The 23,794-nt window shown below is 68.1% G+C and carries 26 protein-coding genes; 16 read left to right on the top strand and 10 right to left on the bottom strand.

Annotation, left to right across the window (positions count from 1 at the left end):
- Positions 1–8: 8 nt before the first annotated feature.
- Entirely contained in the window at positions 9–431 is a 423-nt protein-coding gene (locus AAFX79_07020; protein ID MEO1008301.1) for a hypothetical protein, read from the bottom strand.
- On the bottom strand, positions 428–1,375 hold the full coding sequence (locus AAFX79_07015; GenBank protein ID MEO1008300.1) for a SelL-related redox protein: 948 nt from the start codon (positions 1,373–1,375) through the stop codon (positions 428–430). The genes AAFX79_07020 and AAFX79_07015 overlap by 4 nt, the downstream gene beginning before the upstream one ends.
- 164 nt (positions 1,376–1,539) lie before the next feature.
- Here AAFX79_07015 and AAFX79_07010 point away from each other — a divergent pair, with 164 nt between their 5' ends.
- Positions 1,540–2,298: a GC-type dockerin domain-anchored protein gene (locus tag AAFX79_07010; GenBank protein ID MEO1008299.1), complete on the top strand. Its 759-nt coding sequence runs from the start codon at positions 1,540–1,542 to the stop codon at positions 2,296–2,298.
- Here AAFX79_07010 and AAFX79_07005 read toward each other — a convergent pair.
- Positions 2,295–2,888 carry a TetR/AcrR family transcriptional regulator gene (locus AAFX79_07005; GenBank protein ID MEO1008298.1) on the bottom strand — a complete coding sequence of 198 codons (594 nt, stop codon included), beginning with the start codon at positions 2,886–2,888 and terminating at the stop codon, positions 2,295–2,297. The genes AAFX79_07010 and AAFX79_07005 overlap by 4 nt on opposite strands.
- 145 nt (positions 2,889–3,033) lie before the next feature.
- Here AAFX79_07005 and AAFX79_07000 point away from each other — a divergent pair, with 145 nt between their 5' ends.
- The 4 genes from AAFX79_07000 (at position 3,034) to AAFX79_06985 (ending at position 5,590) form a co-directional block, all read left to right on the top strand.
- Positions 3,034–3,783 carry a 3-oxoacyl-ACP reductase family protein gene (locus AAFX79_07000; GenBank protein ID MEO1008297.1) on the top strand — a complete coding sequence of 250 codons (750 nt, stop codon included), beginning with the start codon at positions 3,034–3,036 and terminating at the stop codon, positions 3,781–3,783.
- A gap of 223 nt (positions 3,784–4,006) precedes the next feature.
- Positions 4,007–4,564 carry a DUF2721 domain-containing protein gene (locus AAFX79_06995; protein ID MEO1008296.1) on the top strand — a complete coding sequence of 186 codons (558 nt, stop codon included), beginning with the start codon at positions 4,007–4,009 and terminating at the stop codon, positions 4,562–4,564.
- The gene (locus tag AAFX79_06990; protein MEO1008295.1) at positions 4,561–4,986 is read left to right on the top strand and encodes a DUF1622 domain-containing protein; all 426 of its coding nucleotides are present in this window, start codon (positions 4,561–4,563) and stop codon (positions 4,984–4,986) included. Before AAFX79_06995 ends, AAFX79_06990 begins: the two co-directional genes overlap by 4 nt.
- A gap of 157 nt (positions 4,987–5,143) precedes the next feature.
- Entirely contained in the window at positions 5,144–5,590 is a 447-nt protein-coding gene (locus tag AAFX79_06985; protein MEO1008294.1) for a BLUF domain-containing protein, read from the top strand.
- A 202-nt stretch (positions 5,591–5,792) separates the two neighbouring features.
- Here AAFX79_06985 and AAFX79_06980 read toward each other — a convergent pair whose 3' ends face one another.
- The 3 genes from AAFX79_06980 to AAFX79_06970 form a co-directional block, all read right to left on the bottom strand.
- On the bottom strand, positions 5,793–6,437 hold the full coding sequence (locus AAFX79_06980) for a Fe(2+)-trafficking protein (GenBank protein MEO1008293.1): 645 nt from the start codon (positions 6,435–6,437) through the stop codon (positions 5,793–5,795).
- A 200-nt stretch (positions 6,438–6,637) separates the two neighbouring features.
- Positions 6,638–7,747, bottom strand: a complete 1,110-nt coding sequence (locus tag AAFX79_06975; GenBank protein MEO1008292.1) for a GC-type dockerin domain-anchored protein — start codon at positions 7,745–7,747, stop codon at positions 6,638–6,640.
- 130 nt (positions 7,748–7,877) lie between these two features.
- Entirely contained in the window at positions 7,878–8,861 is a 984-nt protein-coding gene (locus AAFX79_06970; protein MEO1008291.1) for a DUF58 domain-containing protein, read from the bottom strand.
- A 197-nt stretch (positions 8,862–9,058) separates the two neighbouring features.
- On the opposite strand from AAFX79_06970, the gene hppD reads away from it, so the two are divergent.
- The 3 genes from hppD (at position 9,059) to AAFX79_06955 (ending at position 11,349) form a co-directional block, all read left to right on the top strand.
- The gene (gene hppD, locus AAFX79_06965) at positions 9,059–10,252 is read left to right on the top strand and encodes a 4-hydroxyphenylpyruvate dioxygenase (GenBank protein MEO1008290.1); all 1,194 of its coding nucleotides are present in this window, start codon (positions 9,059–9,061) and stop codon (positions 10,250–10,252) included.
- A 100-nt stretch (positions 10,253–10,352) separates the two neighbouring features.
- The gene (locus tag AAFX79_06960; protein MEO1008289.1) at positions 10,353–11,015 is read left to right on the top strand and encodes a hypothetical protein; all 663 of its coding nucleotides are present in this window, start codon (positions 10,353–10,355) and stop codon (positions 11,013–11,015) included.
- Positions 11,016–11,088: 73 nt separating this feature from the next.
- A complete protein-coding gene (locus tag AAFX79_06955; protein MEO1008288.1) occupies positions 11,089–11,349 on the top strand; it encodes a hypothetical protein in 261 nt (86 codons plus the stop codon).
- On the opposite strand, the gene AAFX79_06950 is transcribed toward AAFX79_06955, so the two are convergent.
- Entirely contained in the window at positions 11,327–11,734 is a 408-nt protein-coding gene (locus AAFX79_06950) for a VOC family protein (protein ID MEO1008287.1), read from the bottom strand. The genes AAFX79_06955 and AAFX79_06950 overlap by 23 nt on opposite strands.
- A gap of 141 nt (positions 11,735–11,875) precedes the next feature.
- On the opposite strand from AAFX79_06950, the gene AAFX79_06945 reads away from it, so the two are divergent.
- Positions 11,876–12,685, top strand: coding sequence for a spondin domain-containing protein (locus AAFX79_06945; protein ID MEO1008286.1), 810 nt, complete (start codon positions 11,876–11,878; stop codon positions 12,683–12,685).
- Positions 12,686–12,770: 85 nt separating this feature from the next.
- Positions 12,771–13,832 (top strand): hypothetical protein, encoded by a 1,062-nt coding sequence (locus AAFX79_06940; GenBank protein ID MEO1008285.1) that lies wholly within the window; start codon positions 12,771–12,773, stop codon positions 13,830–13,832.
- A gap of 12 nt (positions 13,833–13,844) precedes the next feature.
- Here AAFX79_06940 and AAFX79_06935 read toward each other — a convergent pair whose 3' ends face one another.
- On the bottom strand, positions 13,845–14,465 hold the full coding sequence (locus AAFX79_06935; GenBank protein ID MEO1008284.1) for a hypothetical protein: 621 nt from the start codon (positions 14,463–14,465) through the stop codon (positions 13,845–13,847).
- A 238-nt stretch (positions 14,466–14,703) separates the two neighbouring features.
- On the opposite strand from AAFX79_06935, the gene AAFX79_06930 reads away from it, so the two are divergent.
- Entirely contained in the window at positions 14,704–16,389 is a 1,686-nt protein-coding gene (locus AAFX79_06930; GenBank protein ID MEO1008283.1) for a GC-type dockerin domain-anchored protein, read from the top strand.
- A gap of 104 nt (positions 16,390–16,493) precedes the next feature.
- On the opposite strand, the gene AAFX79_06925 is transcribed toward AAFX79_06930, so the two are convergent.
- On the bottom strand, positions 16,494–17,288 hold the full coding sequence (locus AAFX79_06925; protein ID MEO1008282.1) for a TIGR00266 family protein: 795 nt from the start codon (positions 17,286–17,288) through the stop codon (positions 16,494–16,496).
- Positions 17,289–17,314: 26 nt separating this feature from the next.
- Entirely contained in the window at positions 17,315–18,319 is a 1,005-nt protein-coding gene (locus AAFX79_06920) for an NAD-dependent epimerase/dehydratase family protein (protein MEO1008281.1), read from the bottom strand.
- A gap of 39 nt (positions 18,320–18,358) precedes the next feature.
- Here AAFX79_06920 and AAFX79_06915 point away from each other — a divergent pair, with 39 nt between their 5' ends.
- The 5 genes from AAFX79_06915 to AAFX79_06895 all read left to right on the top strand — a co-directional run bounded on the left by AAFX79_06915 (position 18,359) and on the right by AAFX79_06895 (position 23,788).
- Complete coding sequence (locus tag AAFX79_06915; GenBank protein ID MEO1008280.1) at positions 18,359–18,778, top strand: VOC family protein; 420 nt, start codon at positions 18,359–18,361, stop codon at positions 18,776–18,778.
- Between the two features lie 44 nt (positions 18,779–18,822).
- Positions 18,823–20,244 (top strand): NADH-quinone oxidoreductase subunit NuoF, encoded by a 1,422-nt coding sequence (gene nuoF / locus AAFX79_06910; protein ID MEO1008279.1) that lies wholly within the window; start codon positions 18,823–18,825, stop codon positions 20,242–20,244.
- Between the two features lie 136 nt (positions 20,245–20,380).
- On the top strand, positions 20,381–20,986 hold the full coding sequence (locus AAFX79_06905) for a hypothetical protein (GenBank protein MEO1008278.1): 606 nt from the start codon (positions 20,381–20,383) through the stop codon (positions 20,984–20,986).
- A gap of 157 nt (positions 20,987–21,143) precedes the next feature.
- Positions 21,144–21,818, top strand: coding sequence for a DUF2306 domain-containing protein (locus AAFX79_06900; protein MEO1008277.1), 675 nt, complete (start codon positions 21,144–21,146; stop codon positions 21,816–21,818).
- Positions 21,819–21,988: 170 nt separating this feature from the next.
- Positions 21,989–23,788: a GC-type dockerin domain-anchored protein gene (locus AAFX79_06895; GenBank protein ID MEO1008276.1), complete on the top strand. Its 1,800-nt coding sequence runs from the start codon at positions 21,989–21,991 to the stop codon at positions 23,786–23,788.
- Positions 23,789–23,794: the final 6 nt, after the last annotated feature.

Raw genomic sequence — 23,794 nt, 5'->3', positions numbered from 1 at the left:
GAACACCGCTAACCAATCAGCAGCAGCGCGAGCACGCCCCGGGCCGTCCACGCCGCCGTTCGCAGCCAGTTCGTGAGCACGAGCGCCCGGATCAGCCGAGGCTCCGGCTCCCCGGCGACGCGCCCGTGCAGCGGCACCTGCACCAGCCCCGTCGAGAGCCAGACGACCCCGACGAGCGCGAGCCCGGCCCACGCGAGCACGCGGCCGCCCTCGGGCGGATCCAGCGCAATCGCCGCCGCCGTCGCCAGCTCGACGAGCATCACGGGCCCGACCACCAGTGTCGTGCGGCTGCGATGTCGATCCGCGTAGGCGGTCCATCCGGCCACGCCCACGTCCGCGAACAGCGGGTAGTGCACGACCTGCACGAACCAGATCAGGCCGACCATGAACCACGTGGCGGCCGCGTGGACCAGCAGGAGCAAATCGCTCACGCCGTGGCCGCCGGCGCTTGGCAGGCCAGGGCCGCGAGGTCGGGCCGATCCGCCGCCGTCCGATGACGGAAGGCCCGGATCACGCGCCGCCGGTGCAGCACGAAGGCGCCGGGCATCTGGAAGCCGTCGCCATCGAGGGCGCCCACTCCGTGCCCCCGCAGCGTGGCGAGCAGCCCACGCCACCACACCAGCGGCCCGAAGAGCTGAACCAACGAACCGCGGCCGAGGTCAAGGGCCCGGTAGACGTCGCGATCCGGATCGCTGATGAGGTGCGCGTCGGCCAGGCCGTAGCGACCGCTCACCTCGGCCAGCGTTTCGGGCGCACTCATGCCCACGATCGCGATGCCAACGCCGGCCGACTCGATCGTGCTCCGCTGCCGCGCGAGGTCCGAAAGCCCTTCCTTGCAGAACGTGCAGCCCGAGTGGCGGATGAGCAGCGCCAGCGTCGGCCGCTCCTCGGTGATGTCCGCCAGCGAGCGGCCGTGCTGGTCGGTAGCCGCGGCGAGGGCATCGTCGAGCGACGGCGCATCGCCGGCCGGCTCGTGCCGGGCCTTGGCGGCGTCCCACAGCATCATGCCGAAGGGCACCCACCAGATGAGGTCGTTGGTCAGGATCGTCGCGCCGAAGGCCGGCGGCAGCTCGCCCTTCGCGACCGCTGCCGCGAAGCCGATGGGGCCGAAGATCTTGCCGAGGAAGCCCACGAGCACGATGGGCCAGTGCCTGCGATAGTCGGTCGAGGCGGCCAGGTAGCCGATGCCGTACACGCCGACGATCATGCCCACGCACTGCCAGATCTGCGGGTAGCGGGGGGGCTCCATCCCCACGACGTCGAAGATGAGGTTGGGCAGCGCGATGACGATCGCGCCCCATGCGAGGTTGTAGACGCCCGCGGCGATCAGCCAGCGGCGTGCCCACCGCCCCGATTGGCCCCTGTGTCTGGACATGGCAATTCCTAGACCGAGGCCTGCATCGACGCGCGCACGCCGGGGCGCCGTTCGTGGTTGCCTGCGCGGGCACACCCAGAATCCCGTGGTGGCGAGGGGAATCTCGTAACGCCCGATCGTCGGCCGGCGAATCCTCGGTGAGCATCGCCTGTTGGAGGGTCCCCATGTCGTCCAAGTGCCTCTTCTTGCTGCCGGTGGTCCTGGCATTCGCGCCCGCCGTCGTCGCCCAGGAAGCCACGTTCGATGGCTTCGACGCCGGCTTTCTCGGACGTGAGTTTACCGATGGCGGCATCACCTTCTCGGAGAACCTCTGGTTCCCCGGCGGCGGCATGGTGCGGTTCGCCGCGACGGCCGGCGGCGGCACGCTCGGCGGCGATCCGTTCTTCTCGGCCCCCAACGTCATGACGACGGGCGGCTGGTCGACCGGCAGCGTGCTGGGCTTCACGCGCACCCATCAGTGGATCGCGACCACCGGCGAGCCCGTGAATGCCGCCCGCGTCGACGTGTGGTACAACGCCGGCACGAGCTGGGCGGGCACCGAGGTCTCGCTCGAGGGCATCCTGGATGGCGAGGTCGTCGTGAGCGACACGTTCATCCATCCCGGCTCGGGGGCGCCCTTCGCGCACGCGCGCCTCGAGATCGCCGGCCGCACCTTCACGGAGATGCGCTTCATCTGCCGTGGCGGCACCGTTGCCGGCGAGCTCGACGGCATCCTCGCGGTGTTCGATAACGTCGCGATGTTCGACGATTTCGCCTGCCCGGCGGACATCGACGGTGACGGCGAGCTGACGCTGTTCGACTTCTTGGCGTTCCAGAACCTCTTCGACGCCGGCGATCCGGCCGCCGACTTCGACGGCGACGGCAGCCTCACCCTCTTCGATTTCCTCGCGTTCCAGAATGCCTTCGACGCGGGCTGCGCCTAGCCCGATCCACCGAGATCACCGAGCAGCCGGAGCCCCTCGCGAACGCAGCCCTTGACGACCGCGGCCGGCATGCCGCCCCGAGAGACCACCGCCACCCCGACCGCCAGGGCGAGCAGCGTGTCGGCCACGGCGCCCGGGTCGGCACCATCGGGCAATCGCCCGGCGTCGGCGGCCTCCCGGGCCCGCGCGCGCAAGGCCTTGCGGAGGCGCGCCGTCGACGCCTGCGCCAGCTTGGCGTCCTCGCGGTCGGGCTCGGCCTCGGCCATCACGCGGGCGAACAGGCAGCCGTCGCAGGTGCTCGCGTGCCTCGCGAAGCCCGAGGCGAAGCGCCGCAGCGCCACAAGCGGGTCGGGCTCGGCCAGCAGCGCCTCGACGGCCGGGGCGTGCGTCAGCCCGCCGTACCGCTCGAGCACCCGCTGGTAGAGGGCGGCCTTGTCGCCGAAGGCGTTGTACAGGCTCTGCGGCGCGACGCCCGTGCGGTCGCAGATGGCCGCCACGCAGACGCCGTCGTAGCCGTTGGCCACGAACATCTCCAGGGCGGCATCGAGCACCTGATCCTCGTCGAAGCTGCGGGGGCGGCCACGTCCCATGGGGCCAGTATACGAAATTCTGGAGCAAATGTTCAAATTTAGCCGCGGCAAACTTGTTATTTGGAATGAACATTCTATAAATACCCCGTGGCGTCGCCCGGCTGGGGCCGGCCGGCGGCCGCGAAGACCACGATTGGAGGCAGCCATGAAGGATCTGGAGGGCAAGGTCGCGCTGGTCACCGGGGGCTCGCGGGGCATCGGGGCGGCGATCTCGAAGCGGCTGGCCGAGCGGGGCGCCGCCGTGGCCGTCAACTACTCGGGCAGCAAGGACCGGGCCGAATCGGTCGCGGCCGACATCAACGACGCCGGCGGCCGGGCCGTCGCCGTCCAGGGCGACGTCTCGGACCCCGCCTCGGTCGAGTCGATGTTCAGGGCCGTCGAGCAGGCCTTCGGGCCCGACCTCGACATCCTGGTCAACAACGCGGGCGTGTTCGAGCTGCAGGGCCTGCACGAGGCCACGCTGGCCGACTTCGACAAGACCGTGGGCGTCAACGTCCGCGGCGTGTTCGACGTCACCCGCCATGCCGCCGCCAAGCTCCGCGACGGCGGCCGCATCATCACCACGGGCAGCTGCATGGGCGATCGCGCCATGCTCCCCGGGGCGGCCATCTACTCGATGAGCAAGGCCGCCGTCGCCGGCCTGACCCGCGGCTGGGCCCACGATCTCGCCGGCCGCGGCATCACCGTGAACTGCGTGCAGCCCGGGCCCATCGATACCGAGATGAACCCCGATTCGGACGAGAATCCCGCGTCGGGCATGATGAAGGACATCACCGCGCTCAAGCGGTACGGCACCGCCGACGAGGTTGCCAGCCTCGTGTCCTTCCTCGCCGGCCCGGAGAGCCAGTACGTCACCGGGCAGACGCTCACCATCGACGGCGGCGTCAACGCCTAGAGCAATCCTGATCGCTCCGTAGCGGCCTCCGGCCGCACACTCGCTTGCCAAAGCCGCGCAGGAGTGAATCCTGCGGGCTTCGGCCTGTTCGAATGCGCCCTGAGGTGCTGCGAATTCACTCGGCTTGCTCTAGATCGTCCTTGTGCGCCGCCGCCGGCGGCGGGCAATGATGCACCGCACGAGCCCGGCGACCCTCCGGAGGTCCGGCTCGTGCGGTGCTGCCATGACCGACGCCACCGGCATCATCCAGGACCTGGTCGCGCCGGCCATCCTCATCCCGGCCTGCGGGCTGCTGCTGCTGTCCTCTACCGCCCGGATGAACACGGTGCTCGCCCGCATCCGCGCCTTCCACCGCGAGCGGCTCGACGTCTGGCGCGACGATCCCGCGCCCGGCTCCAGGGACGAGGGCGTGCGGAACCTCCGGCTCGAGGGCCTCGAACGGCAGACCACCCGGCTCATCGCCCGCGCCGCGCTGCTCCGCGCGACCATGATCCAGCTCTTCGCCGCCATCATCTGCAACCTGCTGAGCGTTTTCGGCCTCGCGGCACCCTATGTCGTCGGCGAGTCGGCGGTGCTGCTGTACGCCTCGGTCATCGTCTTCCTGCTGGGCATCGCCGCCATGCTCGGCGCGATGGCCACCAGCGTGCTCGAGGTCGCCCGCATCCTCGAGACCGTCCACTACGAGCACGATCGGGTCGAGTCGCTCTGCGGCACCCCGCCGCCGGACGACCCCGGCCCGGTGCATCCGTTGCCCGGCATGGGGGAGGGGATGGGATTATGACGCAGCCGATCGAGCATGCCGCCGCCGCGTTCTCGCTGCACGACGCCGTGATGCACGTGCTGGAGTGGGCCGTCCTGTTCATCAACGTGGCGTGCGCCGGAGTGCTCGTGTGGGCCGTGCTCGTGGGCCTGGGCATGTTCCTCCGCCAGGAGGTCGCCGGCCGTAGGGCCGCCCCTCGGTGGCCCGACCTGCGGCACTGCGTCGGCCAGTACCTGCTGTTCGCCCTCGAGCTGCTCATCGCCGCCGACATCATCGAGACGATGATCCGGCCCGAACTCAGCCAGCTGGCGATTCTCGGCGGCGTCTCGCTGCTGCGGATCCTCACGGGCTACGCGCTCGCCCAGGAACTGGCCCATCTCGGCGGGCAGGCACGGCCGGCCGCGCACGATCCGTCCGAGGCCTCCCGGCCGCCGTCGGACTGAGGGGCACATGCGATTCTCAAGCGATGGGGATACTGCGTAAGTACATACGGGCAGACCCCGATTTCCGGCCTTGATTTCCCGAATTCGGTCCGTCATACTGCCGCTGCCGGCCGTGTCCCGCGTCTTCGTGCAGGGCCAGCAACAGCGACGGAAACCGATGGACGACACTCTCCTCCAGGTCTGCTACATCAGCCGCCGCGCCGACGGCGTGAGCGACGACGACGTGGTCACCCACATCGTGCTGCCCGCCATGCTCCGCAACCGCTGGCAGGACATCACCGGCTGCCTGTGGTTCGACGAGGACCACTTCCTGCAGGTGCTGGAGGGGCCGGCCGTCGAGACCAGCTCGATGATGGACCGGATCCTCACCGACGACCGCCACCTCGAGGTCGACGTGGTGTCCGAGCACGCCGTCCGCCGGCGGCACTTCGCCCGCTTCAGCATGCGGATGCTGCACACCGCCCGGCCCGCGTCGGTGGCCGAACTCGTCGAGTCCCGTGCGAAGCCGAGCGAGCCGCGGAATGCGTCCATCGGGGACACCCGCGGGCTGCTCTCGCGCGTGGTAGACGAGCTGGCTAGGTGGCCGCTGATGCCCGCGACCTGAGTGTGGCGCTCGCGTTGCCCGCTTCGCGGCGGCGGGGCCGCCGGAGCCCGGACGGGCTCGCGCAAACGGAGTGCATCGACCTGCGGCCAGCTCGACGCGGCTCATTCGCGGTCGTTCAAGACACGCCGGCTCTTTCTATCGAATGCCGAGCCCCGGCTGCCCGACTCTTGCCATTGCCCATTTCTCATTGTCTAGTGCCCAATCAGGCCTTCGCACCCCGCAGCTCCGCCAGCGTCCCCTCATCCAGCCCCAGGAACTCGTACATGTGCTGGTCGTAGGCCTCGGCGTCCTTGTCCTGGCTGAGGTCCAGCCGCAGCTCGTTGATGACCTTGGTGCCCTGGCCGATCCAGGCGTCCCAGGTCTCCTTGCTGATGTTCTCGTAGATCCACTGGCCGACGGGCCCCTTGAAGGGCGGGCGGGGCAGCTGGTGGCCGTTGCGACCTGTCCGCTGGCAGACGAAGTCGCCGTTGCCGTTGTCGCCGCCGGCGTCCTCGACCTCGACCTCGGGCACCGGCCTGCCGATCTGCTCGAGCAGCTTGCCCATCGCGAGCATCGGCATGCGGTCGCCCCGCGACGCGGCGCTCGTGTAGCCCGTGGCCAGCAGTTCGGCGGCTTCCTCGGTCCTGGCGGGGTCGGTCTTGCCCGCCTCGACAAGCTGCTCGCCGGCGAGCTGGTAGGCCTTGCTCATCGCCGGGTTGACCTCGATGCACCGCATGTAGCTGGCGGCGGCGTCGGCGTGGCGGCCCGCCTGGGCGTAGGCGTTGCCCAGCGAGAAGTGGGCCATGTCGTTGTCCGGGTCCTCCCGGCACATGTTCTCGAACTGGGCGATCCGGGTGTCTAGGTCCATGCAGCAGGGTACGGCCGGCACGCGAGATCCGGCATCGACAGCTCGGGATTCGCCACCCCCGCAATGCCCGGGCCCGCGGGCGCAGCAGAGCACCCGGGCGGATCGGTGATCCCGCCCGGGTGCAACCCAACGAGCCCGGTTGTCTACGCCGGCATCCCGGGTCCCGGGAGCCGAGTCGCGATTCCCGGCGGCCGCCCCTCCTACGGGCAGCCCACCGTGAACTCGTTCTGGAACGCCAGGAAGTCGAAGAGCGTGAACTCGGTGTCGCGGTCGAAGTCAGCGCAGTAGTCGCCGGAGTCGAAGGCGTTCTGGAAGGCCAGGAAGTCGAAGATGGTCAGGGCGCCATCGCCGTCGAAGTCGGCCCGGCATGCGCCGTAGGGGCACGGCCGCGGATCGAGCTTGAGCGCCGCGCCGCCCGCGCCGAAGGGCGAGTCGAGCACGGTGATCTGCACGGTGTACGCGCCGGGGTCCAGCTCGACGCTGCCGCTCGAGAAGCGGCGGCTGGCGTACGCGCCGTCGTAGTCGTCGCCGATCGAGTCACCCTCCGTGGGCACGCTCGTGTCGAAGGTCGCGACCGTGGCGAAGCCGCGGCGGACGCGGACGCGGAAGCGGTCGCCCGACAGGAAGGCATCGGTCACCTTCAGCAGGCCGCACTGCGTGCCCACGACGATTCGCTCGCTGATGGTGTCGCCCACGCCGCCGAAGCCGAAGCCCCGCCAGGGCAGGCAGCTCGTCGCGTCGGCGGCCGACGAGAACTCGCCCACCGCGAAGCCGCCGGCGTTGCCGTCGCTGTTGACCACCCGCACCGAGCGGATGAACTGGCCGGGGGGCACCGCGAAGCCGAAGCCCTGGGCGCCCTCGAAGCCCTCGATCTGGCGGTTGTAGGTGATCGAATGGCCCGCGGCGTCCACGCCCTCGATCTCGAAGGCGAACGTGCCGAACGAGTTGGGCTCGACGTACAGGATGAAGGCGCCGACCTCGCGGCTGTCGAACGACAGGCGGACCGAGTTGGCGCCCTGGCTGGAATACACCGGGCCGGTGTAGCCGTGGCTCCAGGTCGCCCAGCCGTCGCCGATGCGGTGCAGCGTCATGGGCCGCGAGAAGTCGACGCTGCGAAAGCCGCCGACGTTGGCCGACGTCACCTCGGTGCCCGAGGCGCGGAACTCGAACGCGGTCGACAGGTCGTAGTCGAAGATCGACGACGGCGGGGCATCGGTGCCCATGGACGTGCTGGTGATCTGGGCCTGCGCGGCGCCGGCAACGATGGCGACGGCGGCGGCGGACATGGCAATGGTGCGAGTCATCTGCATCACGATGGGTTCTCCCAAGTCTCGTAGCTTCCTCCGGGCGGCCCGCCAGACGATGCGGCCCGCCGACAGGGCCACAGCGTCGGCCCCCCGGCCGCGTCACGGAGAATCCACGAAATCCAAGAAAAACCCCTCAGCCGACGACGCCGCGGCTCCGCAGCGTGCGGGTCAGCACGTCCGCGGGGTCGGCATCGCTGGCCAGCTGCATCACGCCGATGCCGCGGGCGCTGGCCATCCGCGCCAGCCGCTCGTTGTGGGCGTCGAGCTTGGCCCGGTACCGCTTGATGAGCGTGGGGGTGATGGTGACCTCCGCGGTGCGGCCGGTCTCCACGTCGCTGAGCAGCACGTCGCCCAGCAGTCCCTCTCCCGATTCGGCCGCGGGATCGAGCTCGCCGGGCGAGAGCACCTGCACCAGCGTCGTATCGAAGCCGCCGCCGCGGCCAAAGGCCAGCCCGTTGAGCGCGGGCGTCAGGTCCTCGTCGGTCAGGAAATCGCTCAGCACGACCATCACGCCCTTGCCGACCCGTCCCCGAGCCAGCCTCAGCAACGCGGGCACCAGCAGCGGGCGGTCGGCCGATTCGCCGAGCTGCGTGCCGGCCTGGGGCACCGCGTCCTTGTACACGAAGTCGACCAGCCGCCGGGCCGACCCCCGACCCCGGGCCGGCGGCATGCGGAGCACCGGTTGACGCCCCGGCACGCCCAGCGCCCAGCAGCTCACGCGATCCTGGTTGCTCAGCCCGACGTAGCACAGCGCCACGGCCAGCCGCTTGGCGAGCCGCAGCTTGGAGGGCCGGCCGGCCTCCATCGATCGCGAGCAGTCGATGGCAACGTGCAGCGCCAGGTCCTCTTCTTCCAGGAACAGCTTCAGGAAGAGCCGCTCCAGCCGCGCGTACACGTTCCAGTCGATGTGCCGGAGGTCGTCGCCGCGGACGTACTCGCGGAAGTCGTCGAACTCGACGCTCTGGCCCCGCCGCTTGCTCCGCCGCTCGCCCGGCAGCTTGCCCGCGAACACCCGCCGCGACCGCAACCGCATGCGGCCTAGCACCTCCAGCAGCGACGGGCCCAGGGCCTCTTCGAGGCTGGCGGGGGCTTCGGCTGGTCCGGGGGCGTAGAGCAATGGGCCTCCCAGGAGCGGTGGTCGATCGAATGGTGGTGGGTGGCCGGATGATGCCGGCAAACAGGACCCGCTCCGGCACCGCTAAACTAGGCCGGCGGGCGTCCGCGATGGCGGCCCGACGCGTGGACCCGGGCAATCGATCCGGCGAGCGGGGGCCGCCCACACTCCGCGGGCGTCCGGATCCCGGAGATGCGCCCATGACCACCGCCGCCACCACCTCGGCCGCCACCGCCACCGATCCGTTGAGCCTGATCGACATCGACCACGTCCGCTTCTACGTCGGCAACGCCAAGCAGGCCGCCGTCTTCTACGCCCAGCTCTTCGGCTTCCAGGTCCAGCAGGTCAACGACCTGACCACCGGCAACCGCGACACCGCCGAGTACCTGCTGAGCCAGGGCAACATCCGCTTCCTGCTGACCACCCCGCTGACGGCCGACCATCCCATCCAGGACGAGCTGCGCGCCTACGGCGACGGCGTCAAGGACGTCGCCCTCACCGTCGACGACGCCGAGGCCGCCTACGAGCAGGCCATCAAGAACGGCGGCGAGAGCGCCTACGAGCCCGTCACCCGCAACGACGAGCACGGCAGCATCACCACCGCCGGCATCAAGACCTACGGCCGTGCCCGCCACAGCTTCGTCAGCCGCAGCGGCAGGTACGCCCTCGACGAGATCAAGAACGGCGGCACGTTCGCCCCGGGCTTCAAGCCCTTCGGGGCCTTCGCCCTCAACGAGTACAACAAGGCCAATCCCTGCGGCCTGCGCTTCGTCGACCACTGCGTGGGCAACGTCGAAGAGGGCAAGATGAACCACTGGGTCGGCTGGTACGAGGAGGTGCTGGGCTTCAGCATGTTCAAGCACTTCGATGACAAGGACATCTCCACCGAGTACTCGGCCCTCATGTCCAAGGTCATGGCCAGCGGCAACAACCTCATCAAGATGCCGATCAACGAGCCCGCCGAGGGCAAGAAGAAGAGCCAGATCCAGGAATACCTGGAGTGGCACAGCATGACCCCCGGCGTGCAGCACCTGGCCCTCCGCACCGATGACGAGCTGCACTCCGTCGCCGAACTCCGCCGCCGCGGCGTGGACTTCCTCACCCTGCCTGATGCCTATTACGAGGCGGTGTGGGATCGCGTCAACGGCACGCTGAAGGAGCACGGCCACGAACTCGTCAAGGAGGACCACGAGCGGGTGAAGGACCTGGGCATCCTCGTCGACGCCGACGACGAGGGCTACCTGCTCCAGCTGTTCACCAAGCCCCTCCAGGACCGCCCGACGCTCTTCTTCGAGATCATCGCCCGCCGCGGCAGCCAGAGCTTCGGCAAGGGCAACTTCAAGGCGCTCTTCGAAGCGCTGGAGCTGGAGCAGGAGCGGCGGGGGAATCTGTAAATTAGTACATTGACTCCGCACTAGATGCGAAAGCACGTGATCAAAGGAGGGCTCTAGACTGGCTGGCGATCAAAGAAAGCCTGAGCAGCGGCTGAGCGATTTGCCTAGTCCTCCTCGCTCCTCAGCACTGCAGTCGGCGTACAAGACGCTGCAGTATTCGCATGAGTCCGCGTCTAGCTTCCTGGACATCTATTTTGAAGCTACGTCAGCTCGCGGTCCTGGCGCTCCAACCCATGAAGATCAGGATCTTCTTCGCGCTGCGATCGTTTTTGTTGGCGCCGGGGTGGATGCGTGTCTGAAGCAGAGTATCAAAGATGCGCTCGAAGATGCCATCGCTGCTTTTCCTGAAGCGCAAGATGGTTTTTGCAAGTTTGTTGAGCGTCGGCTCAAGGGTGAATCTCAAATCGCGATTGCTAGAGAGCTTTCCGAGACGCTCGTTAGTCTGCGTCCGCGCGAGCATCTACTGAAGAAGTATCAGCGCAGTTTGACGGGCTCGAGCTTGCAGTCGTTGGGTGAGATACAGAAGATATTCGAGGTCTTTGGTTGTAATAAGCTGTCGAAATCACATGAAGCAGAGATCAAGAAGGCACTTGAGATTCGCAATAAAATTATACATGAACTTGACATGGATTTCGAATCGCCTAATCGCAACCGCACGTCGCGAAGGTGGCGAGATATAATTCTGGCATGCGAGGCCCTTCAGAAGGTCGCTATCGAACTGATCAAGAGCATAGATGGTCGTATTGTCGAGTCGCTGAAGTAGTCCGCGATGTTCCGTGAGCATGGGCTTGTTTGGCTGCTTGGCCAACATTGGTCGCAGAAAATGGAGACCTTCCATGCCCACCTTCGCCATCGCCATCCGCCTCAACGCCACGCCCGCGGCCGAGCCGTTCGTGCCCGCCGCCACGCTCGAGGCGCACGGGCTGAGCCCCATCCCAGAGGTGCCGGGCTTGTTCGAGGGCGAGGGGCTGCCGCCCGACCAACTCGCCCTGCTGCTCGCCGAGATCGCCGAGGCGGTCCGCGACCCGTCGGCCGGCGCGGTCGTGCGGTCGGGCCTGCTCGACGACGTCTGGATCAGTCTCCGTCGCGACGGCTAGCGGCCAGCAGCTCCACGATGGTCTTGTTGGGAAGCAGCACGAAGGCGACGTCCCGCCCGCCGAAGGCGACCGCCGGCTTGCGGGAGATCGTCATCGCCTTGTTGCCCCGCATCTCGGCCAGCGCGGCGTCGAGATCATCCACTTCGTAGCACAGGTGCGCCAGGTGCTCGCCGCTGCGCTCCAGCACGTTGTGCAGGTGCGAATCGGCGCCCAGCGGCGCGATCAGCTCGATGGTCACGCCGTGCGCATCGAAGAACCACACCGTGGCCTGCTGCAGCGGATCGTCGATGGGCTCGCCCCGCGGCGTGGCATGATAGAACGTCTCCAGGTGCCGCCGGCCGGCCTGCACGTTCGCCACCACCAAGCCCACGTGATCGACCCGCATGCACGCCCCCGTCCGCCGGCACGCCGCCGGCGGCGTGTTGTAGAACCCCCGTGCGCGGGTTTCCCGGCGTCGCGAAACACGCCGCGGGTCGCCGGAGTTGGTCCGGTGGCGCCGATTCTCGGCGTCGCCCGGAGAATCCCCATGCACGCACGCGCCCTCATGCTGCTCCTCGTCGCCGGTGCGCCGGCCCTCGCGCAGGCTCCCGACAGCCGCGCTACCTACCGCGTGACCTTCCAGGCCGACTGGTCCGCCGACACCCACCCGTACGACTTCCCCCGCATCGCCCACCTCTCGGGGCTCGTCGGCGCCACGCACGACGACTCGATCGCCTTCTGGCGGGTCGGCGGGCTGGCGTCCCCGGGCATCGAGGCGATGGCCGAGTCGGGGTCGAAGTCCAGCCTGGAGAGCGAGGTCCGCATCGCCATCGACGACGGCCGAGCCGGCACGCTGGTGTCGGGCATCGGGACGCTCAGCGGCGAGGCGTCCACGCACGAGTTCGAGACCAGCGCGGCCTTCCCGCTGGCCACGCTCGTCGCGATGATCTCGCCCAGCCCCGACTGGTTCGTGGGCAGCCAGGGCGTGCCGCTCCGCGACGGCGCCGGCTGGCTCGATCGCGTCGTGGTCGAGCTGTGGCCCATGGACGCCGGCACCGATAGCGGCGTTGCGTACATCTCGCCCAATCAAGACACGCAGCCGCCGATGCCCATCGCCGACATCCGCGGACAGCTGCCCTTCGCCGGCGGGCCCGCCATGGGCACCTTCACCTTCGAGCTGCTCGCCGTCGAGTGCGCGGCCGACTTCGACGGCGACGGCCGGGCGACGATCTTCGACTTCCTGGCGTTCCAGAACGCCTTCGCCGCCGGCGACGCGGCGGCCGACGTCGACGGCAGCGGCACGCTCACGATCTTCGACTTCCTGGCGTTCCAGAACGCCCTATCTGCGGGCTGCTAGCGCCCGCCATCGCGGCTCCGTTGCTCGGCATACCTAGGCGTGTTTCCGCCCAAGCCGCCTCGCTTGCGGGCCGAAGAGAGCGTCGATGGGCACGCTCTTCGGCAAGAAGAAGTCCGAGAAGCCCGCGCCCGCCGAGGACCGGGACGCCGACGCGCTCGAGGCCCTGCACGAGGCGTGCGAGCGGAACTGCCCGGCGGGTTTCGCCCGGCTCGGCTTCGTCGGCCAGGATCCGCTGGCCAGCGGTCGGCTCCTCCGGTGGGAGGGCGAGCGGCTCTTCGTCGAGGAACTCCAGGTTATCGGCGGCGAGATCCGCTTCGGCGTTGGCGATCGGCTCGAGTGCTACGCCACCCTCAACGACAAGATCCTCGCCTTCGGCTCCACCGTCCGCACGATGGCCACACCCCAGCGGCTCAACGATTCCACCGTGGTCGCCAGCATGGTGCTCGATCCGCCCACCGGCGTCGCCTTCGGCAACCGCCGCGGGGCCTACCGCGCCAGCATCGGCGTGCTCGGCAACGAATTCGCCGGCGACCTGTGGTTCCTCGATCGCTCGAACCGCGATGCCGACGAGCCCGCGCACGCCGCCTCCAGCGACACCACCTTCTCCACATCGCTCCGCGCCGCCGCCGAGATGCCCTCGCTCTATCCGCTGCCCTCGGCCGACCAACTCGCCGCCTACTACGGCACGCCGCTGCCCGCAACGCAGGGCGACATCGAGGAGCCACCCACCACGCTGCCGGCGGCCGCCGAATCCGAGACCCAGGCCGACGTCACGCTCCGCTGGCGGACGCTGGCGCCCACCGACGCCATCGACTGGTCGTCCGTGCTCCTGCAGGTCCGCCGCCGGGCACCCCACGCCCGCGTGCGGATCGCCGACGTCTCGCCCAACGGCGTGGGCGTCACGATGTACGGCGTGGCCGCCATGCAGTTGCACCGCTTCGAGCGGGTCGCGCTCTCCACGAGCATCGGCGAGCACGAGATCCGCGTCGTCGGCGCGGTCCGCCGGTGCGAGGACCTGACCCACCAGCGCTGCCGCGTCGGCCTCGTCCTGCTGCATCCCGGTCCGAAGGACCTCCGTGCCGACGCCCGTCGCAGCCTGGAGGACATCAACCTCCAGGTGCAGCGCGAGCTGCTCCGCCGCCGCTAGCCGGCGCTCCGGTCAGAATCGAAACAGCAGCCCCGCCTCGAACGCCACGCCGTCGAGGTCCTCGATCTCCAGCCGGCTGCCTTCGTCGCGAAAGATGACGTCGCTGTACGTGCGATAGCGGACGGTGCCGTAGATCGACGTCAGCGGGGTCACGTCCACGCTCACGCCGCCGAGCACCTGCAGCATCAACGCGCCGCGGCTCTCGTCGAAGGGGTTGCTCGTGCTGTCGCTGAACGTGAAGATCGATGCCCCGATGCCTCCGCCCGCGAACACGCTCACGGGGCCCAGCTTCACGTCGGGCATGATGTTGTACGCCACGCCGTACTCGAACAGCTCGCCATCGCCCACCGAGCCGCCGCTGGTCGTCGAGAATCGCTCGTAGTCCTGGAAGGCGAACACGCCCTCGACCTCCCAGCGGATGCCCAGCCGCGATGCCGGCCCCTCGGTGGCCCAGCTCGCCCACCGCTGGCCGATCACGAACGTCGAGAACAGGCCCACGCCCTCGAACTCGGCGTCGGTCTCGACGCTCCCCGGCAGCCCGTCGAACTGGGCATCCCCCCAGTCCAGGACGCCCGCGCCGAGGCGGTAGTAGAAGAACGACTCGGGGAGGGGTTCGTGGGCGCCAACGGACACCGAGTCGTCGGCGTACGGCTGGCCCCACGCTGCGTGGCATCCCAGCGGCGAAAGAAGGGCCACAACGAACCCGCAGATTCGCAGCCGGTATCTCACCGGAACAATCAACCGTGCGATGTCATTATCGATACAGCCAGCAGGTATCCAGGCATTTTTATAGGTTTTCGTTTGGTATTTCACTTGATGCCACCGGTCAGAATACGTACAATTACCGAATAAAACTCAAGGAGGTTCGGGTATGCAGAATCGAGTATTGGCGGGTGTGCTGGCCATAGTGGCGGCCAGCGGGACGACGGCACACGGCCAGGCGCGGGCGGTTGCGGTCGAGGGAGACATCTCGCCCAACGGTGACGTCTTCGGGGACCTGGCCGTCGGGACCGGCGATGAGCCCGTGATTGGCAATACCGGTGACATTGCGTTCCTCGGGGAAGCAGGCACCGGATCGGGTACAGACGGAATATGGGTTGAGATCGATGGCGTTCTTCACGAGGTTGTCCGCGAGGGTGATTTCGTGCCCGGGCTCGGGACCCGAGAATTCAACAGCTTCGGGAGTCTCCGAGTTGGTCGCGATGGTCGCGTTGGGTTTCGTTCATCCATAGATGCGGCATCCGGCATTGGCAGTGTTGAGAGCTACTGGCTATGGACGCCAGCGTCTGGGCTTTCGGCGTACGCGATCGAGGGCGAGCCTGCGGGCTTCAGCAGTCCGGCAAATGCGATCGTTGAAGATTTGTCCCAAGGTGAGTTCGCCATGAACGATCGCGGCGAAGCCGCGTTCCGAATGGAATGGTCTTGTCCATCCTGCCCGGTAGCGCCGGACGAGCCCATCGGATTGGTCGCGGGCTTTCCCGGAAACCTGCGAATCGAAGTGGAGCGTGGCGATCTCGTGACCGGACAGCAGATCGATGCCATAGGCACCGTGCACACCATCATCGGGAGCGCCGGTGATGTCGGCGGAGTCGTGTTTTTTACGAATAGCGCTGGTACCCTGACTCCGTGCATTTATCTTGGGGATTCGCTGGTCGTGTGCGATAACGACCCGGCGATCACAGGGGATCCAGGAGATTTCTATTCCCCGATCGATGCTGAGAACTTCGTCATTGGCGGCAGCCTGCTGTCCTTCCAGGCGGGCATTACTGATGATGAACTGGAACCCGTTGCGTTCGAAGGCGCCATCTTCCGCGATGCTCTCCCAGTGTTTGCCGACGGTGTGCCGGTGGATGGGCGCATCGTGGACTTGCCGAATCCGCCAACAGGCCCCGCTCTGCGGATGAACGAGGCTGATGAGCTTGCCGTCATTACCGACACCAGCGATGGAGATGTAGCGTGGCGAGTCTTCGCGATTGGCCCTCAGGCGCTGGCGGTCGAGGGCGATCCCGCCCCGGGCTTCGCCGGCGAGGTCTTTAGTTCCATGCGATTGCCGATCATTGGCGGCACTGGCCTTGACGATACCCGCGTGGCGTTTATTGCCGAATTGAGCGCCGCACGCTTAGGGCTCTTCGCCACGGATGCAATCAGCCAATTGGACGTACTGCTTCGGGATCAGGATACGATCGATCTCGATCCCGATCCGACGTCAACGCGAAACGCGACCGTCGATCTGATTCGGTTGAACAACGAACAGGGCCAATCGTCTGGCCTGAGCAATGGCATCAACGACGATGGCAGCATCACGGCCGTGCTCCAGGTATTCGAACTGGGTTCCGGGGTGTTGTCGGCCGTGGTTGTATTCGAGCGTTGTCTCAAGGAAGAGCGCGACTGCCCCGCCGATATTGATGGTGATGGCAGCCTGACGACTTTCGATTTTCTTGCGTTCCAGAATGCCTTTGATGCCGGGGAGCTCGCCGCTGACTTCGATTGCAACGGCGTGATCAACTTCTTCGATTTCACGGCTTTCCAGACCGCATTCGACGCCGGCTGTCCGTAATATCGATCGCCTGCGACGCGGGGTCGCGGACGCACGCACGTCCATCTGAGCATCTGGTGTTACACGCCCGGACGTGCCACACAACGGTGCTCGGGCGATCTCCGTTAGCGCCCCCCGATCATCTCCCCCAGCCCGCCGAGCACGCCGCCCTCGCCCTGCCGCTTGCCGCCCTGGCTCGGGGCGTTGGCGATGATGCGATCCGCCAGCCGGCTGAAGGGCAGCGTCTGCAGCCAGACCGTGCCGGGCCCGGTCAGCGCCGCGTAGAACAGGCCCTCGCCGCCGAAGATCTTGTTCTTGATGCCCTTGACGAACTCGATGGCGTAGTCGACCGATTGGTCCATCGCGACCAGGCAGCCCGTGTCCACCCGCAGCTTCTCGCCGGGCGCCAGCTCCTTGAGCAGCGTCGTCCCGCCCGCGTGCAGGAAGGCCTGGCCCTGGCCGGTGTCGCTGCTGAGCTTCTGGAGGATGAAGCCCTCGCCGCCGAAGAAGCCCACGCCCAGCCGCTTCTGGAAGGCGATGTCCACGTTCACGCCGCGAGCGGCGCACAGGAAGGCGTCCTTCTGGCAGACGATCGTGCCGCCGTGCTCGCCTAGTTCGATGGGCACGACGTGCCCCGGGTACGGCGCCGCGAACGCGCAGTCGCGCCGCACGCTCCCGTGGTTGTGGAAGAAGGTGATGAAGAAGCTCTCGCCGGTGACGGCCCGCTTGCCGGCCTCGAAGAGCTTGCCCAGCAGCCCGCCGCCCTCCTTCATCGAGAGCGAGGTCGCCATCTCGATGTCGGGCTCGAGATACATCATCGCCCCAGCCTCGGCCACCATGGCCTCGTCGGGGTCGAGCGTGACGATGACGGCCTGCATGTCGTCGCCGATGATTCGGTAATCGATGATGTCGACGGGCATCTAGTCCTCCTCGATGTTGTTGGTCATCAGCCTTGCAGTGCGGCCACGTGCGCCCGAAGCGCCGCCGGCGTTAAGCCGGATTTCAACTCCGGGGAACCGCGGCGTGCGTCCCACGCTGCGGTATCGCGTGCGGTTTCCGTGAGTGGTCGTAGTTGCAAGCCGTGGTCGCGGGCCCGCGCCGCGCTGGCGCGATGCAGCGATTGGGTATCGCTCGGCAGCCATACCGGGACGTCTCGCCAGGGCTCAACCCCCTGGTCCAGCAGCCACCGCTCCCGGGTGGCGATCAGTGCCGTACGGCTATCCACCGCGCCGTGGAGCTCCCGGACGAACTCGGGCAGGCCCATCCGCTCGGCCGGGCCGGCAGCGTTGAACGTGCTTGCGTGCCCCTGCTCGATGCAGCGCAGGTAGAACGTCGCAAGGTCGCGCGCATCGATGAACGAAGCCAGGCCACCCGGATCGGGCAAGAGCACCGTTGGCTCCGTGGCCAGCACGCGGGTCCACCACGTGAATCGATCGGTGGGATCGTTCGGGCCGACGATGAGGCCCGGCCGCACGATGCACGTGCGGTTGCCGAACGCCCGCAGAACCTCGCGCTCGCACAGCGCCTTCAGCCCGCCGTAGGTGTCGCCGGTGACCGCTTCCGTCGCGGGATCATCCAGTTCGATGACCGGCGAATCTTCGTCCGGCGATCCACCGGCGGTCATCGGATAGACCGACACGCTGGACACGAACAGGTATCGCCCGGCGGCGCGTGCGAGCAACTCGCAGCTCGCCCGGACGACGCGCGGCACGTACCCGCACATGTCGACTACCGCGTCGAACGTCCGCCCGGCCGCTAGGAGCTCGTCCAGCTGAGCCAGGCCGTCGCCCTCGATCGCGTCGCGGTCGCCGACGAGCCGCTGCGCGATCCCGGGGATGCCAGGGTCGTTCGCAGATCGGTGCAGCAGCGTTACCCGATGGCCAGCCCGCACGGCTTGTTCGGAGAACGCTCTTCCGCTGAATTGCGTGCCGCCGAGCACGAGGACGTCCATCGATCACGATACCCCGGTCCGACCGCCGAAGACTCCGGCATGTCCATACGCGCTCTCGCCCCGATCCTCGTCTGCGGGGATGTCCAGGCGTCCATACCGTTCTACCGCGACCTGCTCGGCATGGCCATCGCCGACCGCGACGATGCCATCGGCCGCACCGGCTGGGCCAGCCTCCGCCTCGGCCAGGCGCATCTCATGCTTGCCAGCCCGACCTACCTGCCCGAGGCGCCGACGATGGAAGGTCGCTATCCGCAGAGCCTGTACTACTTCTTCGCCGACGATCTCGAAGCCATCCGCCGGCGATTGCTCGGGGCGGGGCACGCGCCCGGCGAGATCACGACTCGCTCCTACGGGATGGAGGAGTTCGAGGTCGTCGATCCCGATGGCCACATGCTCATCTTCGGGCGGGATGCCCCGGCCTCGGGGTCGACGGCCGGGGCCGAGCAGCCCGCCCGCTAGAATGGCTACCTCGTCACAGACCTGGGAAAGGGAGCCCAACCTCCATGCCCACCTGGCAGCCCAAATTCGAAGGCCACGTCCTCTGCAAGCGCATCCCCACGTGGCCCTACGGCGATCCCAAGGACCGCCACATCGTCTCGTACGACGAGTACGTGAAGACCGGCGGCTACGAGGGCCTCCGCAAGGCCCTCACCATGAAGCCCGCCGACGTCGTCGCCGAAGTCAAGACCAGCATGCTCCGCGGCCGCGGCGGCGCGGGCTTCCCCACGGGCCTCAAGTGGACCTTCCTGCCCAAGCTCGACGATGCCCTCGAAACCGAGGACGACGTCGACGCCCGCGGCCCCCGCTACCTCGCCATCAACGCCGACGAATCCGAGCCGGGCACCTTCAAGGACCGGCTGCTGATGGACTTCGATCCGCACCTCGTCCTCGAGGGCATCGCCATCACCTGCTACGCCTGCCGGCTGGACAAGGCGTACATCTTCATCCGCGGCGAGTACCACCACCAGGCCAAGGTCCTCGAGAAGGCCCTCGAGGAGGCCTACGCCAACGGCATCTTCGGCGAGAAGGGCCTGACCAACACCGACGCCAACACCGGCGGCGCGCGTTTCCGCGTCGACTGCTACGTCCACCGCGGCGCCGGCGCCTACATCTGCGGCGAGGAGACCGCCCTTCTCGAGGGCCTCGAGGGCAAGCGGGGCTGGCCCCGCATCAAGCCACCCTTCCCCGCCGTCGAGGGCCTCTTCGGCCGGCCCACCATCATCAACAACGTCGAGACGCTCGCGCACGTGCCCAGCATCGTCGAGCACGGCTCGCAGTGGTTCATGGACCAGGGCGTCGAGAGCACCGTCGGCGGGCCACCCAGCTACGGCACAAAGCTCATGGGCGTCAGCGGCCACGTCAACCGCCCGGGCTGCTACGAGTTCGAGCTGGGCATCCCCCTCAAGACCCTCGTCGAGGACTACTGCGGCGGCATGCGCAACGGCAAGAGATACAAGGCCGCCATCCCCGGCGGCGTGTCCATGGGCATCCTGGGCACCGACCAGTACGAGGCCGAGCTCGACTTCGACATCGGCCGCAAGCACAACGTGCTGGGGCTGGGCACCGCCGGCCCCACGGTGTTCGACGAGGACACCGACATGGTCGCCGTCTCCCGCAACATCGCCCGCTTCTACAAGCACGAGAGCTGCGGCCAGTGCACCCCCTGCCGCGAGGGCAGCGGCTGGCTCTACCAGCTCATGTGCCGCATCGAGGACGGCCACGCCAAGACCAAGGACCTCGACATGGCCCTCGAGATCGCCACGTCCATGGGCTCCATGCCCGGCACGACCATCTGTGGACTCGCGGACGGCAACAACTGGGCCCTGCGGACCATCATGAACAAGTTCAGGGACGAGTTCGAGGCCCGCGTCCGCCCCAGCCACGTCGCGGTCAAGATGACGGTGGGGGCGGCGGCGCACCACTGAGCCGCGGCGGCGACGCAGCACATCACGCCCGGTTGGAACATGCGCTCGCCTAGGCGTCGAATCCCACGAGCGAGGTTGCTCCCGGAGCTACCCATGCCCTGGTGGCGGAATTTCACGCGACGCGGCGCTCGCGCTCATGCTTGCGATCGCGGCGGCCATAGGTGTCATGGGCTTCGGCCTATTCCAGCTGCGCCAGGCTGGCCGCGTGTCGTACGTCATATTCGACGATGTAGAGCAGCCACAAGTACGCTGGCGAGAGCTGACTGGCAAGGTTGTGTCGCGCGAGGGAGGTGATCTCGTCATCCTGTCCAAGGTACGCATGCTCGTTAACTACCTCACGGACGACATTGCCTCGTTTGAAGAACTCCCGGCGATCGCCAAGCATGAAGTGGTGCGACAACGAGACCTTCCCGATGACGCGTATTCCTACCGCGTCCGCGCCGGCTGGCCACTGTCCGTCACCGTCCTGGAGGGCCATCGAACAGAACCGTTCTGGGACATCGATCTGGCTTGGACCGGCGGGACGCTCACGCTCGACGGAGAATCAGTCGGCCACGTCACATACCGCCCTCGCGTGCTCCCGCTTCTGGCGAACATCGCGATCTTCTTCGTACCGGCCATGCTCGCGATCGGCCTCGTCCGCAGCCAGATCGCGCTCGTCCGCGCCGCGCGACAAGCGTGTCCGGGGTGTAGCTACCCGCGCCAGACGGTCACGTGTCCCGAGTGCGGCCGCAACCACTAGGCCAAGCGCCCAGCCGTCCCCAATTGCCATCCAAGCGCGACGCACGCTCTGCTCGCCAGCCCGCCGGCGAATGAGTTATGAGTCCTCACTCCAATCGCTCATCACCCCGCGATGCAAATCCCGGGGGTTTCTTGCGATCCGCCACTATAATTCTCCCATGGCTCCCATCGTGCGGGTCCCGGCGCGCGGGCGTGCGGCGGCCCGTAGGTTTTCGTTCGCCATCATGGCCGCCGGCTCGGTCGGCGTCGCGGGCTACGCCATCTACGCCTACGGCTTCCGTCCGCTCGGCTCGCTCGTACACCCCGACATGCGGGCCGCGTTCGAGGCCAACCGCCTCGCCGTCTACGCGCACATCTTCGGCGCGATGGTCACGCTGCTGCTCGGCCCCTGGCAGTTCCTGCCCGCCATCCGCCGCCGCTGGCGCGCCGCGCACCGATGGATGGGCCGGGCCTACCTCGGCTTGGGCGTGCTCGTCGGCGGCGGCGCCGGCCTGATCCTCTCCTTTAGCGCCTTCGGCGGATTGCCGAGCCGGATCGGCTTCGCGACGCTCGCCGTTGCCTTCCTGCTGACGGGCGCGGCCGCCCTCAGCGCGATCCTCGATCGCGACGCCGTCGCGCACCGCCGCTGGATGGTCCGCAACTTCGCGCTCGCACTCGCCGCGGTCACCCTCCGCATCCAACTCGGACTGGGCGCCGCCTCCGGCATCCCCTTCGAGGTCTACTACCCGTGGCTGGCGTGGACCAGTTGGCTGCCCAACCTCGTCGCCGCGGAAGTGTTCCTGTGGTGGAGGAGCCACCGGGCGCACCACGCAACGCTGTCCACAACCGCGTGATCCACTCCGCGCCGGCGCGCACGCACGAAGTGCACTCCTGCCGCACGCACGCCCACCGTGCGCCGGATGTACGAGCTGCGCACGGAGCCAGAAAAGGCTTGGATTCGCGGTCGCAAACCGATATCGTGAAGGTGATATCTACTCATAAACCACAGCAAAGGAGGAGTATTATGAACCTGATCGGATCCCCCTGCGGGAATTCGAGGGCGCGGATCACCGCGCTGGTCGTGGTCGTGGGCCTCGCCGCGCCGATATTGGCGCAGGGGCCCCTCGAGCAGCCCTTCCCGCAGGTGCTGCCGTTTGATGACGTCGGTCGTGGCGGGACCGGCGTCACGATCGTCACGAGCGAGCCCGCCTTCATCGGCAACGCCGTGTCGTCGGCGGGCGACGTCAACGGCGACGGCGTCGACGACGTGCTCGTCGGACACCGCTTCGCCGATCCGCTGGGCCGCCGCGACGCCGGCGAGGCCTTCGTCGTGTTCGGACAAGATCCCGCGGCGGGTAGCGGCCTCCTGGCGGTTATCGATCTCGCCGACCTCGACGGCACCAACGGCTTCCGGCTGATCGGCGGCTCGGAGCGCGCCGCCGCGGGCACGGCCGTCGCCGCGGCCGGCGACATCAACGCCGACGGCATCGACGACATCGTGATCGGAGCGCCGGGAGTCGGCCTCGGCACGGCCTACGTCGTCTTCGGCCGCGACTCCACCGCCGGCGAGTCGTTCCCGGCCCAGATCGACCTCGGCGCGTCGCTCGGCGGCGGCGGTTTCCGCATCGACGCCACGACCGCCGTCTTCGAGCTCGGCGCGTCCGCAGCGGCCGCGGGCGACGTCAACGCCGATGGCATCGACGACCTCATCGTCGGTGCGCCGCGGACGACAATCGGGGCCGCCTTCGTCGTCTTCGGCCGCGATTCGACCGCGGGCGAGACGTTCCCGGGCATACTCGGCGTCGCAACGCTCGACGGCGGCAACGGCTTCCGCATCGACGGTTCCGCGTCGTTCGGCCGCGCCGGCGAATCCGTTGGCGGCGGATTCGACGCCAACGGAGACGGCATCGACGACGTCATCGTCGGCGCACCAGGCGACGACATCCGCGGCGCAGCCGTCGTCTTCGGCCGCGATGCGACCGGCGGCCCCGCGTTCCCGGCCAGGATCGACATCGACGACCTGGACGGGACCGATGGCTTCGGCATCGGTCCGATCTCGGGGTTCGACGACTGCGGCTACTCGGTCGCGGCGGCGGGCGACGTCAACGGCGACGGCGTCGACGACGCCATCATCGGCGCGCCCCGCGCGAATAGGGGCGCGAGCAACGCCGGCGAGGCCTACGTGGTCTTCGGCCGCGACGGCGGCGGGTTCCCGGCCCTGCTCCCGCTCGCGACGCTCGACGGCACCAACGGCTTCCGCATCAACACCGGCGAGAAGAACGCCGAGTTCGGCAGGTCCGTGGCCTCCGCCGGTGACATCAACGGCGACGGCATCGACGATCTCGTCGCGGGTGCGCCGGGCTACGGCTACTACGAGGCGACGCCACCGTACTCCTACTACAGCTACGGCGACATCGGCGCGGGCTACGTCCTGTTCGGCCGGGCCGCCGGCTTCCCCGCCGAGGTCGATGCCCGCTTCTTCGATGAAGGCGAGGGCATCCTGCTGCCCGGCGGCCTGCAGGACGAGCGTGCCGCCGCGTCGGTGGCCCACGCCGGCGACATCAACGCCGATGGTGCGCCCGATGTGATCTTCGGCGCCCGCGGCGCAGGCCGCAACGGCGAGGCCTACGTGCTCTTCGGCCGAGACCTTTCGTCGTGCCCCGCCGACGTCGATGGCGACGGCGAACTGACCGTCTTCGACTTCTTGGAGTTCCAGAACCTGTTCGATGCGGGCGACCTCGCCGCCGACTTCGACGGTGACGGCGTGCTCACGATCTTCGATTTCCTGGAATTCCAGAACGCCTTCGCGCTCGGCTGTCCGTAGCGCCCG

The organism is Planctomycetota bacterium (genome assembly GCA_039819165.1).
Taxonomy (GTDB): Bacteria; Planctomycetota; Phycisphaerae; order Phycisphaerales; family UBA1924; genus JAHCJI01.
The sequence above is the reverse complement of the archived record's forward strand: the minus strand, read 5'-3'. Positions and strand labels throughout refer to the sequence as shown.

Bases quoted from the DNA above. Each gene is read 5' to 3' on its own strand.
- AAFX79_07010 (MEO1008299.1), top strand. From the start codon at position 1,540: ATGTCGTCCAAGTGCCTCTTCTTGCTGCCGGTGGTCCTGGCATTCGCG.
- AAFX79_06915 (MEO1008280.1), top strand. From the start codon at position 18,359: ATGTCCATACGCGCTCTCGCCCCGATCCTCGTCTGCGGGGATGTCCAG.
- AAFX79_06930 (MEO1008283.1), top strand. From the start codon at position 14,704: ATGCAGAATCGAGTATTGGCGGGTGTGCTGGCCATAGTGGCGGCCAGC.
- AAFX79_06975 (MEO1008292.1), bottom strand. From the start codon at position 7,747: ATGCAGATGACTCGCACCATTGCCATGTCCGCCGCCGCCGTCGCCATC.
- AAFX79_06990 (MEO1008295.1), top strand. From the start codon at position 4,561: ATGACGCAGCCGATCGAGCATGCCGCCGCCGCGTTCTCGCTGCACGAC.
- AAFX79_06980 (MEO1008293.1), bottom strand. From the start codon at position 6,437: ATGGACCTAGACACCCGGATCGCCCAGTTCGAGAACATGTGCCGGGAG.
- hppD (MEO1008290.1), top strand. From the start codon at position 9,059: ATGACCACCGCCGCCACCACCTCGGCCGCCACCGCCACCGATCCGTTG.
- AAFX79_06920 (MEO1008281.1), bottom strand. From the start codon at position 18,319: ATGGACGTCCTCGTGCTCGGCGGCACGCAATTCAGCGGAAGAGCGTTC.
- nuoF (MEO1008279.1), top strand. From the start codon at position 18,823: ATGCCCACCTGGCAGCCCAAATTCGAAGGCCACGTCCTCTGCAAGCGC.
- AAFX79_06995 (MEO1008296.1), top strand. From the start codon at position 4,007: ATGACCGACGCCACCGGCATCATCCAGGACCTGGTCGCGCCGGCCATC.
- AAFX79_06955 (MEO1008288.1), top strand. From the start codon at position 11,089: ATGCCCACCTTCGCCATCGCCATCCGCCTCAACGCCACGCCCGCGGCC.
- AAFX79_06950 (MEO1008287.1), bottom strand. From the start codon at position 11,734: ATGCGGGTCGATCACGTGGGCTTGGTGGTGGCGAACGTGCAGGCCGGC.
- AAFX79_06945 (MEO1008286.1), top strand. From the start codon at position 11,876: ATGCACGCACGCGCCCTCATGCTGCTCCTCGTCGCCGGTGCGCCGGCC.
- AAFX79_06895 (MEO1008276.1), top strand. From the start codon at position 21,989: ATGAACCTGATCGGATCCCCCTGCGGGAATTCGAGGGCGCGGATCACC.
- AAFX79_07005 (MEO1008298.1), bottom strand. From the start codon at position 2,888: ATGGGACGTGGCCGCCCCCGCAGCTTCGACGAGGATCAGGTGCTCGAT.
- AAFX79_07000 (MEO1008297.1), top strand. From the start codon at position 3,034: ATGAAGGATCTGGAGGGCAAGGTCGCGCTGGTCACCGGGGGCTCGCGG.
- AAFX79_06985 (MEO1008294.1), top strand. From the start codon at position 5,144: ATGGACGACACTCTCCTCCAGGTCTGCTACATCAGCCGCCGCGCCGAC.
- AAFX79_06940 (MEO1008285.1), top strand. From the start codon at position 12,771: ATGGGCACGCTCTTCGGCAAGAAGAAGTCCGAGAAGCCCGCGCCCGCC.
- AAFX79_06900 (MEO1008277.1), top strand. From the start codon at position 21,144: ATGGCTCCCATCGTGCGGGTCCCGGCGCGCGGGCGTGCGGCGGCCCGT.
- AAFX79_06925 (MEO1008282.1), bottom strand. From the start codon at position 17,288: ATGCCCGTCGACATCATCGATTACCGAATCATCGGCGACGACATGCAG.
- AAFX79_06905 (MEO1008278.1), top strand. From the start codon at position 20,381: ATGCTTGCGATCGCGGCGGCCATAGGTGTCATGGGCTTCGGCCTATTC.
- AAFX79_07015 (MEO1008300.1), bottom strand. From the start codon at position 1,375: ATGTCCAGACACAGGGGCCAATCGGGGCGGTGGGCACGCCGCTGGCTG.